15 protein-coding genes are annotated in these 18,924 nt (G+C 46.3%); all 15 read right to left on the bottom strand.

Features of this window, described 5'->3' with window-relative positions; genetic code table 11:
- Window positions 1-15: 15 nt before the first annotated feature.
- A complete protein-coding gene (gene dut / locus ACFVQB_RS02265; protein ID WP_170867769.1) occupies window positions 16-462 on the bottom strand; it encodes a dUTP diphosphatase in 447 nt (148 codons plus the stop codon).
- Window positions 422-1,705 (bottom strand): M16 family metallopeptidase, encoded by a 1,284-nt coding sequence (locus ACFVQB_RS02260; RefSeq protein WP_076289533.1) that lies wholly within the window; start codon window positions 1,703-1,705, stop codon window positions 422-424. The genes dut and ACFVQB_RS02260 overlap by 41 nt, the downstream gene beginning before the upstream one ends.
- 98 nt (window positions 1,706-1,803) lie before the next feature.
- The gene (locus ACFVQB_RS02255; protein ID WP_379434819.1) at window positions 1,804-2,799 is read right to left on the bottom strand and encodes a polysaccharide deacetylase family protein; all 996 of its coding nucleotides are present in this window, start codon (window positions 2,797-2,799) and stop codon (window positions 1,804-1,806) included.
- A 220-nt stretch (window positions 2,800-3,019) separates the two neighbouring features.
- Window positions 3,020-5,122 (bottom strand): polyribonucleotide nucleotidyltransferase, encoded by a 2,103-nt coding sequence (pnp, locus tag ACFVQB_RS02250; RefSeq protein WP_379434818.1) that lies wholly within the window; start codon window positions 5,120-5,122, stop codon window positions 3,020-3,022.
- Between the two features lie 252 nt (window positions 5,123-5,374).
- Window positions 5,375-5,644 carry a 30S ribosomal protein S15 gene (rpsO, locus tag ACFVQB_RS02245; protein ID WP_056700672.1) on the bottom strand — a complete coding sequence of 90 codons (270 nt, stop codon included), beginning with the start codon at window positions 5,642-5,644 and terminating at the stop codon, window positions 5,375-5,377.
- 159 nt (window positions 5,645-5,803) lie between these two features.
- Entirely contained in the window at window positions 5,804-6,742 is a 939-nt protein-coding gene (locus tag ACFVQB_RS02240) for a bifunctional riboflavin kinase/FAD synthetase (RefSeq protein ID WP_379434817.1), read from the bottom strand.
- A gap of 66 nt (window positions 6,743-6,808) precedes the next feature.
- Window positions 6,809-7,732, bottom strand: coding sequence for a tRNA pseudouridine(55) synthase TruB (truB, locus tag ACFVQB_RS02235; protein ID WP_379434816.1), 924 nt, complete (start codon window positions 7,730-7,732; stop codon window positions 6,809-6,811).
- Complete coding sequence (locus ACFVQB_RS02230; RefSeq protein ID WP_379434815.1) at window positions 7,726-8,703, bottom strand: DHH family phosphoesterase; 978 nt, start codon at window positions 8,701-8,703, stop codon at window positions 7,726-7,728. Before ACFVQB_RS02230 ends, truB begins: the two co-directional genes overlap by 7 nt.
- 19 nt (window positions 8,704-8,722) lie before the next feature.
- Window positions 8,723-9,082, bottom strand: coding sequence for a 30S ribosome-binding factor RbfA (gene rbfA / locus ACFVQB_RS02225; RefSeq protein WP_062326091.1), 360 nt, complete (start codon window positions 9,080-9,082; stop codon window positions 8,723-8,725).
- 25 nt (window positions 9,083-9,107) lie between these two features.
- The gene (infB, locus tag ACFVQB_RS02220) at window positions 9,108-11,690 is read right to left on the bottom strand and encodes a translation initiation factor IF-2 (protein WP_379434814.1); all 2,583 of its coding nucleotides are present in this window, start codon (window positions 11,688-11,690) and stop codon (window positions 9,108-9,110) included.
- Window positions 11,683-12,012: a YlxQ family RNA-binding protein gene (locus ACFVQB_RS02215; RefSeq protein ID WP_029880929.1), complete on the bottom strand. Its 330-nt coding sequence runs from the start codon at window positions 12,010-12,012 to the stop codon at window positions 11,683-11,685. Before ACFVQB_RS02215 ends, infB begins: the two co-directional genes overlap by 8 nt.
- Entirely contained in the window at window positions 12,002-12,310 is a 309-nt protein-coding gene (gene rnpM / locus ACFVQB_RS02210; protein WP_053783828.1) for an RNase P modulator RnpM, read from the bottom strand. Before rnpM ends, ACFVQB_RS02215 begins: the two co-directional genes overlap by 11 nt.
- Before the next feature lie 26 nt (window positions 12,311-12,336).
- A complete protein-coding gene (nusA, locus tag ACFVQB_RS02205; protein ID WP_062326087.1) occupies window positions 12,337-13,434 on the bottom strand; it encodes a transcription termination factor NusA in 1,098 nt (365 codons plus the stop codon).
- Between the two features lie 123 nt (window positions 13,435-13,557).
- The gene (rimP, locus tag ACFVQB_RS02200) at window positions 13,558-14,019 is read right to left on the bottom strand and encodes a ribosome maturation factor RimP (protein ID WP_024630253.1); all 462 of its coding nucleotides are present in this window, start codon (window positions 14,017-14,019) and stop codon (window positions 13,558-13,560) included.
- 259 nt (window positions 14,020-14,278) lie between these two features.
- Entirely contained in the window at window positions 14,279-18,598 is a 4,320-nt protein-coding gene (locus ACFVQB_RS02195) for a PolC-type DNA polymerase III (RefSeq protein WP_379434813.1), read from the bottom strand.
- Window positions 18,599-18,924: the final 326 nt, after the last annotated feature.

Raw genomic sequence — 18,924 nt, 5'->3', positions numbered from 1 at the left:
TTGGTTTCGAATCCTTTATTTTCCAGTATGACCAAATCCGCCTTCTCCACGTACCGTTTCCGACAGTTCAGCTACTTCTGTTAATTCAACTGCTGGAACAGTTTGAAAGACGATTTGGGCAATACGTTCCCCACGTACAATCGTGAATGGTTCCTGACCCAGATTGATCAGAAGAACCTTAACTTCACCACGATAATCGGCATCAATAGTACCTGGTGTGTTCAGACACGTAATCCCGTGTTTGAAAGCCAAACCACTGCGAGGACGAACCTGTGCCTCCAATCCAGCTGGCATAGCCATTGCGAGTCCCGTAGGAATCAACGTACGCTGTCCCGGCTGCAATACAACCTCTTCCTGCAATGCCGCAACTACATCAAAGCCGGAGGCCAGCTCTGACATTTTTTGAGGCAACTTAATATCTTCATTGCCCGGTAACTTTTGAATTTGAACGTAATGCAACAAAATCATCCCTTCTTAATCCAGCGATCGTACGATCCGAAGCACCGACCATAGCGAGCGCAAATGGCTCAGCAAACATCAGGTCCAGCACAGCATCGACATCGTCCATCGTCACTTCTTCAATTTTGGCAATCATTTCGTCCAGCGTATGGTGTCTGCCCAGCATCAACTCGTTTTTGCCAAGACGGTTCATCCGGCTGCCCGTGCTTTCCAAACTGAGGATCAAACTGCCTTTCAGCTGTTCTTTTCCTTTGCGGAGCTCATCTTCAGACAATCCATTTACAGCCAGATCGTGCAGGACCTCTTTGGTCAGATCCAGAACTTCTTTCGTCTGTTTCGGCGCTGTACCCGCATATATGGTGAAGAGTCCACTATCCGCATGGGAACTATGATACGAATAAACGGAATAAGCCAAACCGCGTTTCTCCCGAATTTCCTGGAACAGTCTGGAGCTCATGCCTCCGCCAATCGCATTATTCAGCACGACCATGGCAAATTGAAGCGGATCTCCGATCTTACATCCCGGGAACGAAATACAGATATGATTTTGTTCCGTTTTCTTTTTGTGGAAGAGTTGCCCGCTCTGGAATGCAGGCAGCGTAACTTGTTCAGCCACACCGTTGACATCAAAAGCACCAAAATGCTTTTCCATCAAATCGATCACACTGTCATCAATGTTACCTGCGATACTAATAACGGTATTCTCAATCGTGTAGTGTTCCTTCATATATGCACGCAGATGGCTGGAGTCCATCGCCTTGAGACGCTCTTCGGTACCCAGAATCGGATAAGCGAGCGGATGCTCACCATAGGCGGCCAAGGCCATAAGATCATGGACCATGTCATCCGGCGTATCCTCATACATCGATATTTCTTCCAGAATAACGTTTTTCTCCTTGAGCAGTTCACCATCATCCATTTTAGAGCGGAAGAACATATCGGACAACACATCGACAGCTATTGGCAGATGTTCATCCAATACTTTGGCGTAATAACAAGTGTATTCTTTCGAAGTGAACGCATTCACATTACCACCAATTGCATCAAATTGCTCCGCAATCGCTTTGGCATCATAACGATCCGTTCCCTTGAACAGCATGTGCTCAATAAAATGGGACACTCCGTTGCTTGCAGGCTGCTCATTGCGAGAACCTGTCTTGACCCATATTCCAAATGACACGGAACGACAGGTCGGAATCTGTTCCATGACAACTCTGAGGCCATTGCCCAGCTGAATTTTTTTCACGGTTGGCCCTCCTACATCTCTATAATTGCCTGGATTTCAACGTAAAATTGAAATCGACATTTGGTTCCAACTGTTTGATATTAACAAAAAAACATCATTCACTCAACCGCTGATCCCTTCACCCGCTCGGATGACAACGTTTCACTAACGGTTCCAAGCGTCAAACCCTTAGCCCGTATGGAATCAATCATTCCTTTTAAAGCTCCTGAAGAAGCAGCAGTGGGGTGCATCAGAATTAATGTACCGGCTTCCACGTTTTTAGCGATCTTTGCTACAACAGAATCAGAACTTGGTTTGCGCCAATCCACGGTATCCAGTGTCCAAAGTACCGTTTGAAGTCCCATCCCAGAGGCAATGTCGACCGTTTGTTGATTAAAATCACCGGAAGGTGGTGCAAACCAGTGGTTCTCCACACCCAACTTTTCTTTGAGCAGGTCCTGGGTTTTGCTGATTTCCAGCTTGGCCCGCTCCGTACTCAACCGACTCATATTCGGATGTGAGTATGCATGATTTGATAATTCATGTCCACGCTTTTGGATTTCTTTGGCCAGTTCCTCGTTTTTGCTCAACCAGCTTCCATCCAGAAAAAAAGTAGCTTTGACTTTTTCGGCATCAAGCGTTTCTAGCATCGGGATAATAAATTCATTGCCCCACGCTACATTAATCATGAAAGACACCATTGGTTTTTCGGCATTTCCCCGGTAAATCGGGTGTGCACCCAAATCTTTAAGCTGGATTTCAGGTACAGTCTGCCGATAGACATACGCTATCTTGGTATTCAGCGTCCCACCAAGTGCTTTGCGATACGTGGCTTCCACATCAATCTCTATTCCGTTATACCCAGGTATCGCTTTCCAGACCCGATCTACTCTGGCATTGACCGGAGCGATTTTCGTTTCGGCCGCTTTATCCCGGATCGCCGACAACAGCTGCTCTTCTCCAGTTGCCTCTTTGAACATATCAAATGCATTTTGCGTGCCTGGCCCATCACGGATTTCCGTAATGTATGTACGTACACTGCCCACTTGTCCGACCAGTATGACAGCTGCCATACCTACCAGAACAGCTGCCAGCTTTTTGGATTGGTTTCCCACAGCTCCATCCTCCCGCCGTCTTTGTCCCCATCATATGAGGACAAGGGCAAGAATATGAATAAAACAAGCTGTTCATGTAAAGTATCTTCAAAGCTGAATTCAAAGGCTTTATGGGTAGCCAATCGTTCATAAAGGTATTTAAACGTTAAAAAAAGAGCCAGAAATTCACATTCTGTCTCTTCATTCAATCTATCTTTTCAAAAAAACGAAGGCACGCAGCCTATGATTGAGCCGGAGCTTCGGCAGTCAATACGGCTTTGCGGGACAAGTTGATACGGCCTTGTGGGTCAATTTCCGTTACTTTTACCGTAATGGAATCACCAATGGCAACAACATCTTCCACTTTAGCCACACGCTCTGTGGACAATTGTGAGATGTGAACCAGACCTTCTTTGTTCGGCAATACTTCAACGAATGCACCAAACTTCTCAACACGTTTCACTTTACCTACATAAATCTCACCGACCAGTACTTCACGCACGATACCTTCGATGATTGATTTGGCTTTATCGTTCATCTCTTGGTTGGAAGAAGCGATAAAGACACGTCCATCCTGTTCAATATCAATTTTAACACCGGTTTCCTCGATGATTTTATTGATAATTTTACCACCTGCACCGATAACATCACGGATTTTGTCCGGATTGATATGCATCGTTGTAATTTTAGGGGCATATTGTGACAACTGCTCACGTGGAGTTTTCATCACTTCGGTCATTTTGCTCAAGATGTGCATACGACCTTCTTTGGCTTGAGCCAATGCTTCGGACAAAATTTGACGATCAATGCCATCAATTTTGATGTCCATTTGAATAGCTGTTACACCATCAGGTGTTCCTGCTACTTTGAAGTCCATGTCACCGAGGTGATCTTCCATACCTTGAATATCACTCAGGATGGATACATGATCTCCGTCTTTGATCAGACCCATAGCTACACCCGCTACTGGAGCTTTGATTGGTACACCTGCATCCATCATAGCCAATGTGCTGGCACAAATACTGGCCTGGGAAGTTGAACCGTTGGATTCCAATACTTCGGATACCAGACGAATTGTGTATGGGAAGTCTGTTTCGGAAGGAATTACTTTGGAAAGAGCACGCTCACCCAGAGCACCATGTCCGATTTCGCGACGGCCTGGAGCACGCAATGGACGAGCTTCACCTACGCTGAACGGCGGGAAGTTGTAATGATGCATGAAACGTTTCGTTTCTTCAAGACTGATTCCGTCCAAAATCTGAACATCACCCAATGCACCAAGTGTACAGATGCTGAGCGCCTGTGTTTGACCACGAGTGAACAGACCTGAACCGTGAGTACGTGGCAGCAGGGAAGTATCACATTCAATTGGACGGATCTCAGCGAGTCCACGTCCATCCGGACGAACTTTATCATGTGTGATAAGACGGCGCACTTCTTCTTTAACGATATCGTGTAGCACTTCTTTCACATCTTTGAGCAGTTCAGGAGTCTCGATATACTTCTCTTCGAAGTGAGCAACGGTTTCGTCATTCACGACATCAATAGCATCCTGACGCGCATGTTTCTCAGCAATTTTAACAGCTTCAACCAGACGAGCACTGGCAAACTCACGTACACTGCTGCTAACTTCAGCATTAACGGCATGCAATTTCACAGCCATTTTTTCTTTACCAGCCACTTGTACGAGTTGTTCGATTACTGCAACAATATTCTTGATTTCGTCATGTCCGAACATGATTGCTTCAAGCATTACTTCTTCCGGAACTTCGTTAGCTTCTGCTTCAACCATCATGATGGCATCTTTGGTTCCTGCAACAACGAGCTCAATCTCACTTACCTCAAGCTGTGCAATCGTTGGGTTGATGATGAACTCGCCATCAATACGTCCAACTTTTACGCCACCAATCGGTCCGCTAAATGGAACATCCGAAATGCTCAGTGCAGCCGATGTACCGATCATGGCAGCAATTTGCGGTTCGCAGTCCTGATCCACACTCATAACGATATTCAGAACTTGTACATCATTCCGGAAACCTTCCGGGAACAAAGGACGAATCGGACGGTCTGTCAAACGGCTCGAAAGAATCGCTTTCTCACTTGGTCTGCCTTCACGTTTAATAAATCCACCTGGGATTTTACCTACGGCATACAATCTTTCTTCATAGTTTACCGTTAATGGGAAAAAGTCCAGATCTTTAGGCTCACTTGATGCTGTCACGGTACACAATACAACGGTATCCCCGTACGTTACCTTAACGGCAGCATTAGCCTGCTTGGCCAAACGCCCTGTTTCAAGCGTAAGCGTTCTTCCACCAAGCTGCATTTCAACACGCTGTTCCATGAAATCCCTCCTTTTATTCGTTCCTAACACAATGGATTCTGCATTTTCACAGTATTTCCTGCTTGTCCTGCATTCATTAACTCCACAGCAACATGCTCACTTGCAAAACAAAAGCTCCTTGCGGAGCCATCAGCTACAAATATATGGCAACATGTTCATCTACAAAACAACCCGGCTGTAAGCTCCGCTTGTCCTTTTAGACAAAGGAATGACGGATAACAGCCAGGTTGATTTTGAAAACATGTACGATAATTAACGACGCAATCCGAGTTTTTCGATCAGTGCGCTGTAACGTTTAACATCTTTGTTTTTCACGTAAGCCAAAAGCTTACGACGTTGACCTACCATTTTCAAAAGTCCACGACGTGAGTGGTGGTCTTTCTTGTGCGTACGCAAGTGGTCTGTCAAACTTCTGATGTTTTCCGTAAGGATAGCAACTTGCACCTCAGGTGATCCAGTATCGGACTCATGAGTTTTGTGCTCGTCGATCAGTTGTTGTTTACGTTCTTGAGTCAATGCCATCCTATTCACCTCCTTCATTATAATCGCCATTAGCCTCGTCACCGCCGGTGAGAGCGAGCAACCAAGCCAAGGTTATGTGTTGTCTCAAACGACAACGTAGTACATTATATCATAGTTGCCCAGACAAAGTAAATGTAAACCTATATTTTGTCCTGAGCCTTAAGATAACAGGCGGGCGGCGGTTAATGCATCTTCACGAATCTGACTGATCAAGGCATCAATCGAGTCAAATTTTCGCTCTGCACGAATGTAGTGAACGAGATCAACCTTTAATTCCTGGTCATATATCTGCCCATCAAAATCAAGCAAGTGCACCTCAAACGTAGGTTTCATCCCGTTTTCGTGAAAGGTAGGTTTCACACCAAGGTTCATGACGCCACGCAGTTCCTGCTCCCCATACTGCACACGAACAGCGTAAACGCCTTTCGCTGGCGTAACATAATGATCTGTAAGTTCAAGGTTAGCGGTAGGAAAACCAATGGTCCGTCCACGTTTCTCCCCATGAATTACGGTTCCCCTGATGCTGTAAGGTCGTCCGAGCCATTGACTGGCTTCGTCCATATCTCCACGCTTCAACAGGCCACGAATGAGAGAACTGCTTACCTTCTCACCATTTAACAGGAATGGAGGCACAGTTTCCACCGTCATTTCGCCTTCTCCCAATGTGCGAAGAAGCTGCTCATCCCCTGCTCCCTTGTGACCGAAGCGGAAGTCAAAACCAACTACCGCTGTTCGAGTCTGAAGCGGAAGCAGTAGATCATGTGCAAATTGCTGCGGCTCCAACCTTGAGAACTCCTCATTGAATTCGACCACGTAGAGAACGTCTACACCCATCCCTGCCAGGATGTCTTCTTTATCTCTCAAGGGAGTTAGATAACCCTCGTAATCCCCTTTGCGCATAACTTCCTTCGGATGAGGATGAAAGGTCATCACCGCTGCCTGCATGCCCGTTTCGCGTGCAATGCGGACAGCTGACAAAATGACACTTGCATGTCCGAGATGCAGCCCGTCAAATTGACCGATCGCGAGCACTTGGGGATGTGTGCCCTGAACAGCCGAATGTAACGTCTGCGGATAGGTTAGCATTACGGTTTTCACAATCATTCACCTGCATTTCACTTGATAGGCCAGGCTTGAGTACCACCACTCAAACCAGGAACCTCTTTATTCCGGCAAAAAGACTTTAACAGCTCTCACCGTTGCTTTCAGTTCATCCCGCTCAAATATCCCCAGAAACGTCCCATCCTGATCATATAACCGCAGTAGACCAGGTTGCTCTGCAGGCGGTTCGAGCAAACGCGCCGACAATTTCTGACCCTGAAGTGCTCCCTTGGCCTGATCCGCACCCACCGTATGTGCCGGAATGGAAGAGATGGCTTCATCAACCGGAATCAACACCTCAGCTAACGTCCCATCGCTCATGCGTTGTTCCACTTCTTCAAAATGAAGGCAATGATCAGCGGAAATTCCGGCCGATATCGTGCGCTCCAGGTGTAGCATGGTGGACGGATATCCCAATTTTCTGCCGATATCCACGCATAACGTTCGAATATATGTCCCTTTGGAACATAAAGCGCGGAACGATATATCCGTAGTGTCGCCTTGATTCTCGATTCCTGTCAATTCCAGCTCATAGATCGTCACTTCACGACTCTTGCGCTCTACCGTTTTGCCTTCACGAGCAAGCTCGTAGAGACGCTTCCCATCCACTTTGACCGCAGAATACATTGGCGGAACCTGTGAGATGGTGCCCAGGAATTGCTCCAGCACCTGCTGAACCTGTTCCTGTGTCACCTCAACAGCCGTTTCTGACCGCTCAATAACCTCACCCGTCATATCCTCCGTATCAGTGGACAGACCCAGTCGTAGCGTAGCCAGGTATTCCTTGGGAAGCTCCTGCATGTACTCCACCACACGTGTTGCCCGTCCTAGGCAGAGCGGAAGTACACCAGTAACTTGCGGGTCCAATGTGCCTGTATGACCAATACGTTTCATCTTGAGAATGCGACGCATTTTGGCCACAACATCATGAGAAGTAAATCCCGCTGGTTTATACACTGGGAGTACACCTTCAAATGGTTTTACCATTGAGCATTCACCTGCTTCAGCACTAGTTCGACGATATCTTCCAACTTGCCCTCCACGCGACATCCAGCTGCTAGTACATGTCCGCCTCCACCAAAGTTCTGTGCAAGCGAGGCAACATCAACCTTGCCAGCTGACCGAAGAGATACTTTCACCGCATTGTCATTGATTACTTTAAAAAAGATGCCCACTTCCACACCTTGAATGTTACGCGGGTAATTGACTACCCCTTCAAGATCTTCATTGGCCGCACCACAAGCGATCATGTCTTCTGGTGTAATGACTACCCAAGCAATCTTGCCATCGTCAGACATTTGCAGACTTGAGAGGGCCTGATTCAATATTCGGACTTGGGGAAGTGTAACCTGCTCAAGCAAAATCTGTGCGAGATAAGGTCCATCCACACCATGTTCAAGCAATTTGGATGCAGTGGTCATCACATTAGGACTCGTATTGGCATAGCGGAATCCACCTGTGTCTGTTAGCAATCCTGTATAGACTGCTGTAGCCGAATCCTTGTTCCATTTCACTGGGAAAAGGTTGAGGAAATCAAACAGAATTTCAGCCGTTGCTGCAGCGTCTGGCTTAATGATGTTTACTGTGCCATACGCGTCATTGGTCGGATGATGATCAATATTTAAAATGACAGCATCTTCTTCGAAACAATGACGAGTCAGCCCTACTCTGGAAAAGTCTGCACAATCCACACAGATTATCGCTTTATATTTCCGCGCCGGTGGTTGTTCGGTCATGTTCACGATCTTGCCAGCTTCCCACAGAAAATTCATGCGTTGTGGAATTTCACCTTCATTAATCATCGTGAATGTCTTGCCCAGACATGACAGCAGCCAGCCCACCGTTACCGTCGAGCTGACTGCGTCACCGTCCGGCTGTACATGCGACACGACCAGGTAATCATCATGCTCCAGCAGAAATTGCTTTCCGTCCTGAAGCGCCTGTTCATAAGTGTGCATTGCCGTCTCCTTTATTCTGTTACTCGGATTCGTTCTTGTCGGTACCGATATCACCAAGCAGCTTCTCAATTCGGCTGCCATATGCAATAGATTCGTCAATCTTGAATATCAACTCGGGAACATGTCGAAACCGGATACGCTTGCCCAGTTCTGAACGCAAAAATCCATTTGCTTTTGCCAGCGCTTTAAGCGAGTTATCCTTTTGTTCCTGTTCACCGAAGACACTCAGATAAACCTTGGCTTGCGACAAATCGCCTGTCACTTCGACTCCCGTTACGGTAATAAAGCCGATACGAGGATCTTTCAGTTCAGACTGGATGAGCAGACTTAATTCTTTCTTGATCTGCTCGCCCACTCTACCTGTACGAATCTTAGCCATTGTTGTTCACCTCATGCTTCCTTGCTTATCGTTGTACTGTCTCCATAATGAAGGCTTCGATAATGTCGCCTTCTTTGAGATCATTGTATTTATCCAGCGTGATACCGCACTCGTAACCTTGGGCTACTTCTTTGGCATCATCTTTGTAACGTTTCAGGGAATCCAGCTTACCTTCGTAAAGGACGATGCCATCACGAATCAGGCGTGCTTCCGCGGAACGCGTAATTTTACCCGAGGTAACCATACATCCAGCAATGGTGCCGACTTTACTGATGGAGAACGTGCTACGAACTTCAGCATGACCGATTACTTTTTCTTTGTAAATCGGATCAAGCATACCTTTCATTGCTTGTTCAATTTCTTCGATAACGCTGTAGATAACGCGATGCAGACGAATGTCTACTTGCTCTTGATCTGCAGTCGCTTTCGCCTGATTATCAGGACGAACGTTGAAACCAATCACGATGGCATTGGATGCCGCAGCCAAAATGATGTCAGACTCTGTGATTGCACCAGCGCCGCTATGAATGATTTTCACGCGTACACCTTCAACTTCGATCTTCGCAAGGGAACCCTTCAATGCTTCAACCGAACCTTGTACGTCACCTTTGATGATTACATTCAAGTCTTTAATTTCACCGTCTTTGATGTGTTGGAACAGATCATCCAATGTCACACGTGTGTTTGTACCCAGATCGGATTCACGTTGTGTAATGGCACGTTTGTCGGCGATAGAACGCGCTTTACGCTCATCTTCAAACACCATGAACGGATCTCCCGCACCTGGAACCTCAGTCAGACCGGTAATTTCTACAGGTGTTGAAGGTCCAGCTTCTTTTAAACGGCGACCTTTGTCATTCACCATCGCACGTACACGACCGAAGCAGTTACCTGCAACAAAAGCATCTCCGACTTTCAGTGTACCGTGCTGTACGAGAATACGGGCAACTGGGCCACGTCCTTTATCCAGCTCGGCTTCGATCACTGTACCACGGGCACGTTTGTCCGGGTTTGCCTTGTACTCGTTCACTTCTGCAACGAGCAGGATCATTTCAAGCAGACCTTCTAGACCAATTCTTTGTTTCGCTGAAACGTTAACAAAGATGGTGTCGCCGCCCCACTCTTCCGGAACGAGTTCATAGTTGGTCAATTCTTGTTTTACTTTATCCGCATCTGCACCCGGCTTGTCAATTTTGTTGACAGCTACGATAATTGGAAGCCCAGCAGCTTTGGCATGGTTAATCGCCTCAACAGTTTGTGGCATAACACCGTCATCTGCAGCTACAACAATAATTGTAATATCCGTAACCTGTGCTCCACGTGCACGCATAGCAGTAAACGCTTCGTGACCTGGTGTATCTAGGAACGTGATTTTTTTGTTGTTAATTTCAACTTGATAAGCACCGATATGCTGCGTGATACCGCCTGCTTCTCCGCCCGTTACATTCGTTGAACGAATTGCATCAAGCAATGTTGTTTTACCATGGTCAACGTGACCCATAATCGTAACTACTGGTGGACGAGACTGCAAATCAGCAGGATCATCATTCTCTTCCAGTGTTTCGAAGCGATCATCTTCAAGGACAATTTTCACTTCAACCTCAACACCGAACTCTCCAGCAAGCAACAGGATTGTTTCGATATCAAGCTCTTGGTTAATCGTTGCCATTACACCCATTGCGATGAGTTTTTTGATAACTTCAGAAGCATCTTTATGGAGCAATTTCGCTGTTTCACCAACAGTCATGTCACCACGTACGATGATTTTCTTAGGTGTGTTATCAATTTTCTCACGTTGTTGGTACTGTTGTTGATTTCTGTTGCGATTGTTCTTGCCGCCACGATTACCGCGGAAGTTGCCGCCACGGTTGTCGTCATAACGACGTCCACCGCCACCGCTGTTTGAACGGTTGCCGCTATTGTTGTTATTGCCGGAATTACCTTGGCCGCCTCTGCGTTGGCCTTGTCCTGAGCTCTGTCCTTGCCCACCAGTACGGTTGCCGCCAGTGCCAGTATTGCCACCGCTGTTCGGTCCTGCGCTTCTTGTTTGACCGCCACCGCTATTCGATGGACGTTGACCCGTACTTTGCGGACGGGATGCTGTACTGCTTTGTCCACCTTGAGCTGGTCTTGGACGATTACTTGATTGTCCTCCTTGGCTTGAGCCTTGGGAAGAGTTCGTTCTGTTGCGGCTGTCTTGGCCGCTAGGTCTTTGGGAGCCATTGTTATTGTTGGAATTTGGTCTATTGTTCATACCTACCTGCTTTTCCTGTTGTATTTTTGTTTGTACGGGACTACCGGATGGGTTGCTGCTATTCGGCGTGTTCACTCCGCCGGCCGGCTTGTTGCTGTCCACTGTTTTGTCACTGCGCACTGACGAAGTAGCAACGGATTTTGCTTCATTGCTCTGTTTGGAAGCGGCAGTGGATTTTATGTCTTTAAAAAATTGTTCCACCTTACCGACTGAACCATTCTCCATGACACTCATATGATTGTTTACGGGAATATCCAGCTTTTTAAGAATGGTTATAATTTCTTTACTACTCATATTAAGGGACTTCGCATATTCATAAACTCGCAATTTATCCTTGTTTTCCTGTTTACTCAATATACTCCACCTCCGACATTATACCGACTTGCTTGGAGATCATTTTTGCAAACCCTCGATCCGTTACTGCAAGAACAACCCGCGTTTCTTTACCGATACTTGAACCCAGACTATCCCGGTCAAATCCGATCACCAGTGGAACTTTATATGTCCCGCATTTGTCGCGAAATTTCTTTTGTGTATTGGCCGAGGCGTCACCCGCAACAATAACCATTTTAGCTTCGGAAGAACGGATCGCTTTAAGTACAATTTCTTCACCTGTTACAAGTTTGCCTGCACGCATGGAGAGTCCCAGATAAGACAATGTTTTATTATTCATCATGTTCACGCTCCTGTGCTGCTATGAATTCGTCCTCTACCGCAACGAAATCAGCTGCCAATTGCTCATAAATTTCCGGTGAGACTTTACCCTTTAGCGCCCGATCCAAAGACCGGTTTTTGAGTGCAAGCTTAAAACAGGACTCTTTGCCGCATAAATAAGCACCACGTCCGGACTTTTTGCCAGTCAAATCGATCAGCACTTCATCCTCTGGCGTTTTAACGATACGGATCAGCTGCTTTTTGGGCATCATTTCCTGACACGCCACACATTTGCGCAGCGGTACTTTTTTAGTTTTCATACGTTAGCGCCCCCCCGTGCTTTACTTTAGTCAACGGAGACGGAATCTTGGTGCATTTCCGAAGAAGAATCTTTCTCTCTGCCGAATTCCTGTTCCGCCTGGCTCTCGCTCTTAATGTCGATTTTCCAGCCGGTCAGTTTGGCTGCCAATCGGGCATTTTGGCCTTTGATCCCAATGGCGAGGGACAGCTGATAGTCAGGAACAATAACCCGAGCCATCTTTTCTTCCTCGAATACTTGAACTTCCAATACTTTGGAAGGACTAAGTGCATTAGCCACATATTCGTCTACCTGGTCGGAGAAACGAACGATGTCAATTTTTTCACCGCGCAGCTCACCCACAATGGTCTGCACGCGCATTCCCTTAGGACCTACACATGATCCAACCGGATCAACTTCCTCATTGCGGGAATGAACAGCAATCTTGGAGCGGAAGCCCGCTTCACGTGCGACGGAGCGAATTTCGACTACACCGTCAAAAATTTCAGGTACTTCCAGTTCAAAGAGACGTTTCAACAAGCCCGGATGTGTACGGGACAAAATGATTTGCGGCCCTTTGGTCGTATTCTCGACCTTGGTGATGTACGCTTTAATACGGTCACCATGAACAAACTTCTCGTTCGGCATCAATTCGGTCAGCGGCAATGCCGCTTCGATTTTGCCCAGATCGATGTAGATATTGCGCAAATCCTGACGCTGCACCACTCCCGTAACGATATCTTCTTCCTTATCAACGAAAGCGTTGTAGATCAGGCCGCGTTCGGCTTCACGAATCCGCTGGGTCACTACCTGTTTGGCAGTTTGTGCGGCGATACGTCCGAAATCACGCGGCGTAACTTCAATCTCCGCAATATCTTCCAGCTGGAAGTGTGGGTTGATCTCTCGTGCAGCAGGCAATGAAATTTCGGTACGTGAATCCAGGACTTCTTCTACGATCAATTTGCGGGCATATACCCGGATAACACCCGTATTGCGGTTCATGTCAACACGCACATTCTGGGCGGTGTTGAAATTACGCTTGTAGCTGGAGATGAGTGCTGCCTCGATCGCTTCAAACAGCACATCCTTGCTGATCCCTTTTTCCCGCTCCAATTCATTCATTGCTTCAATAAAATCCATACTCATGAATGTTGATCCCCCTTTCAAACATGGCATCTCATACGTAAAACGGCGAAAGGCTCTAAACTCATGAGCACCTTGCCGTTATCGTGAGATGTGTCTTTTTTCATTAATAAGTGAACAAGGCACTTAAAACAGAATGGCCAGGCGCGCACTCGCAACCTTGTCATAAAGAATGGCATGCTGTTTCTTGCCTGCTTCGATCACAAGTTCCCCATTATCAAAGGAAAGCAGCTTGCCTTCAAATTCCTTTATACCATTTACCGGCTCGTAGGTTGTAACAAATACATTTTTACCTACGGATTTGGCAACGTCCTCCGGTTTTTTCAGTGGACGCTCCGCACCGGGAGAAGACACTTCAAGGAAATAGATGGTCGGAATCGGATCGTTCTCATCCAGCTTGGCGCTTAGCTTTTCGCTGATCAAGACACAATCATCGATGTCGATGCCACCCTCTTTGTCGACATACACCCGTAAAAACCAGTTGCTGCCTTCTTTGACGTATTCGATGTCAACCAGCTCGAAGCCTTGTTCGTTCAAGTAGGGTTGGATCATTTCTTCCACGGTAGATTTAATGTTCGTTGTGCTCAAAACCGATAACCTCCAACTTAGGTTACACCAGCAAATAATGACTGGCAATTTCTTCATTACCCAAGATTCTTGTATACCAAAGACTAAAGAGTGGGTTTCCCCACTCTTTAGAAATTCGTACTATCTCGTTCACTTCAAAAATTATAACATAGTCTGGTAATAGTGACAAGTAAGCGATCACTCAGCCATTTTAACCACTAATGAAGAAAAATTTACGCAATCACAACACAGACCATAAATGGATACTCAAAATGCCATTTTAGAACAAGGATAATTGATTGCTTTCCGGTAAACCACGGAAGCATCCCATACCCGTCAGCAATTCAACAATTGTTTTACTTGCTTTGGACTTCTGCTGGAAATCTTCAATCGACAAAAATTCTCCATGCTCTCTTGCCGCAGCGATATTGCGTGCAGCATTATCTCCGATTCCTCCCAATGCCGAAAATGGAGGAATAAGTGAATTTCCGTCAACGATAAACTTCGTCGCTTCTGAACGATACAGATCAATCGGCTTGAGCGAGAATCCGCGTGCTGCCATTTCCAATGCCATCTCAAGAACAGGCAGCATATTTTTTTCTTTTGGCGGTGCCTGGAAACCTAATTGTTCAATCTCTACGATCTTCCGATAGATGGGCTCATAGCCCTGACATACCAGTTCAATGTCAAACTCATCCGCACGAACTGTGAAGTATGTCGCGTAGTATTCAATTGGGTGATACAGCTTAAAGAAAGCTGTACGCACTGCCGAGATAACATAAGCGGCCGCGTGGGCCTTTGGAAACATGTACTGGATTTTAAGACAGGAATCAATGTACCATTGCGGAACCTTGCAATTTTTCATCTCATCAATCCATTCTTGCGGCAAACCACGTCCCTTACGCACACTCTCCGTAATTTTAAATGCAAGACTGGCGTCCATGCCCGCCTTATAGATCAGGAACAACATGATATCATCCCGGCAACCAATCACCGTTTTGATGTTACATGTTCCATTTTTGATTAGATCTTGTGCGTTACCGAGCCATACCCCCGTACCATGAGACAATCCGGAGATCTGGAGTAGATCGGCAAAAGAGGAAGGCTGGGATTCAATAAGCATCTGACGTACAAACTTCGTCCCCATCTCTGGTACACCAAAAGTGGCAACTGGTGAACGAATCTGCTCTGGCGTAACGCCCAGTGCCTCCGTAGAGTTGAACATGCTCATGACCTTAGGATCATTCATCGGAATGGTCGTTGGATCGATACCCGTCAAATCCTGCAGCATCCGCATCATGGTTGGATCATCGTGCCCCAGAATATCGAGTTTTAGCAAGTTCTCTTCGAAGGCGTGATAGTCAAAGTGAGTTGTTTTCCACTCCGCATTTACGTCATCCGCCGGGAATTGTACAGGCGTTACATCTTCCACTTCAATATAATCCGGTACAACGACAATACCACCGGGATGCTGTCCTGTACTACGTTTAACCCCGGTACAACCGGAAGCCAAACGGTTCAGCTCAGCCCCGCGCCATTTCTTATGATGTTCTTCCTCGTATTTCTTGGCAAAACCAAACGCCGTCTTCTCAGCCACCGTACCAATCGTCCCCGCACGGAACACACTCTTTTCGCTGAAAAGCACCTTCGTATAGTTATGGGCATGCGGTTGATAATCACCCGAAAAGTTCAAGTCGATATCGGGAACCTTGTCCCCTTTAAAACCAAGGAAAGTCTCAAACGGAATATCCTGCCCTTCGCCTTTTAATCGGCCTCCACAATCAGGACATTCTTTCTCAGGAAGGTCAAATCCACTCGGCACACTGCCGTCTAAGAACCACTCACTGTGCTTGCACTCCGAATTCACACAAATATAGTGTGCTGGCAACGGATTAACCTCAGAAATACCCAGGAAAGTAGCAACTACAGACGAACCAACTGATCCCCGGGAACCGACAAGGTAGCCATCCTGATTCGATTTTTTAACCAGACGTTCCGAGATCAGATAGTTGGCAGAAAAACCGTATTTGATGATTGGATTCAATTCTTTCTCCAGTCGTGCCACAATGACTTCCGGTAGTTCCTCACCATAAATCGACTTGGCGGTATCATAGCAGGTATTACGGATTTCATCGTCCGCGCCTTCCAGAATCGGAGTGAACAGCTTGTCCGGGAACAGCTTGATTTCCTCGAATCGATCCGCCAATTCAACCGTATTCGTAACAACGACTTCGTAGGCTTTATCTTGGCCCAAGTACTGAAACTCTTCCAGCATTTCATCCGTCGTTCTTAGGTGAGCATCCGGTTTACGTTGATCTTTAAGCGGGCTGAAGCCTGTAATTCCGTGAATGGTGATATCCCGATATAGCTTGTCGCGTGGCTCCAGATAATGCACGTTACCTGTGGCTATTACCGGTTTCCCCAATTTTTGACCAATGTCAACAACTTTACGAACAGCGAGCTTCAATTCCTCTGGTGTAGCCACCAGTCCTTTGTCCACCAAATGCATGTACATTGTCAGAGGCTGGATCTCAAGAATGTCATAGAAATGCGCTATCTCTTCTGCCTCTTCAAGCGATTTGTTCAGCACAGCCTCGAAAAACTCACCTTTTTCACAACCGGATAAAATAATGAGGCCTTCACGTAAATTGATCAGCTTCGATTTTGGAATACAAGGCACCCGTTTGAAATGCTCCGTATGGGAAAGTGATACCAGTTTATAGAGATTCTTTTTGCCGACATCATTCAAAGCATAGATGCCGCAATGGAATGGACGCGTATTTGAAAGATCAACTCCGACATAATCGTTAAGCCGATCAAGCATTGTCAGGCCTTTCATCTGGGCAGCATCATTAACCAATCCATTCAATATACCTGCGAGCGCAATCGTATCATCAATCGCTCGGTGATGACTTTCCAGTGCCACTTTATATTTATCCGCCAACGTATTCAGACGGTGGTTCTTCATTTTTGGATATAACAACCGTGCCAGTTCCAACGTATCGAGTACAGGGTTCTGAAGCTCAGGCATGGCAAGCAGTTTCAGCGAAGCCTGAATAAAGCCCATATCGAATCGCGCATTATGCGCAACCAATACGCCATCTCCGGCAAAATTTACAAAATCACGGATAACCGGTTCTAGCTCAGGTGCATCCTTCACCATTTCATCGTTAATGTTAGTCAACTGCTGAATGTTATATGGGATGCGCTCATGCGGATTTACAAACGTAGCAAAGCGGTCGATCTCTTTACCGTCCTCCACCTTCACTGCCGCAATTTCGATGATCTTGTTCTGCGTTACAGACAAACCTGTGGTCTCAATATCAAAGACGATATATGTCGCTGATTTGAGTTCCAACGGCTGTGGTGCCATAACAACAGCAACCGAATCGTTCACCACATTGGCCTCAAGGCCGTAGATCATTTTAATTCCGTTTTTTTTGGCCGCTTTGGACGCCTCCGGATACACTTGCACACCGCCATGATCACTTACCGCGATTGCTTTGTGTCCCCAATCCGCTGCAGTCTTTACGTATTTGTCGATCGAGGTTACGGCATCCATTGTACTCATTGTGGAGTGCAGATGGAACTCAACCCGTTTCTCAGCTGCATTATCCTTACGGGATGGTGGTGCCTTTACTTCAACCAAATCTGACGGAATCATGGCAAGTTCCGGAATTTGCATGAACCGGTCGTATTCTACACGGCCACGCACTTTCACCCATTTACCATTGGCCAGCAGGCTCAGAATTTTGACATCCTCTTTTGTTTTGGCAAACATCTTCATTTGCATGGAATCCGTGAAATCCGTCAGATAAAAAGTAAACAAGGTATTCCCGTTACGCAATTCCTTGCGATCCAGACCGAAGACCGTCCCCTGCAACGTAACCTTTTTCTCTTCATCTTGAATTTCCTGCATAGGTACAGGTGGTTCCTTGATCTCATATCCCATTTGTAAGCGAACATCGCCCTGTTCTTCCTCTTCAGGCATTTCTGAGTCCACTTCACTCATCATCTGTTTGATAACTTGAAGCTCTTCTTCCCGCTTCTTGAGCTGGAATTGTTCCATCGCCTCTTTGTTGCTTTCAACCTCACCAACCAGCAATTTGACCCGTAAGGGCAGTTGAAAATACTTATCATAAAAAGTAGTTATAGCCTGATCGATCTGCTTCTTCTTCGCAAGGTCCATCGACATAGCATCACTCATGGTCAATTGCAGTAGATCTGCTTCACATTCAAACTTGGTACGGTTCATCCAACCATTAACGGATGGAATCTCTCGAGTAACCCATTCAAGGAACAAGTTCCAATACTCACTGACAATATCACCAATCTCGACCTGCTCACTATATTTGAAACCAAACGTAATCTTGGAAATATGATTCATTTTCTCCTGGATGTGCAGGCAGAATGTTCGATAGATTGGAGCAGGCACCAAGGTATCCTTTGCAATCACAATAGTCCAGTCGCGGTTGCTACGGCTTGTCTCCACCCGTTCAATCCATCCATCCAAAAAGTAGGGCTCTATTAGGCCAGCTGGAAGCTCCGTCTGTTTCATCAACAACTCAAATCGTTTTCTCTTCTCCTCGAATCCACTCATCGTGTTCCTCCTTGTACCCCCTTAAAACAGGAAAAGCCTCTGCATTCAAAAATGTCCCCGATCCGAACCCGCACCGACTCATTTTATCCGACAGAAGCTCTCCATTCCTTACTCTTACGGTGAATAAGTGCCGTTATATAAATTGAACAAAAGAATATTTACATTTACCACTCCGATAACAGAACAACCTTCCGATCGCTGTTATCCCCAGATTTTTTGATTCCCTATTACAAAGGGGAAAATCCGGGGATAAAAGCGAAGCGTATGCTTCCGATGTAGCTTTCTTTCAGAAAGCTTTTAGCTCCGCTTCTTCAGGTTATTTCTGT

Origin of the sequence: Paenibacillus sp. NPDC057886 (assembly GCF_042796655.1) — a bacterium.
Lineage (GTDB): Bacteria > Bacillota > Bacilli > Paenibacillales > Paenibacillaceae > Paenibacillus.
This window is presented reverse-complemented; position numbering and strand designations above follow the sequence as displayed.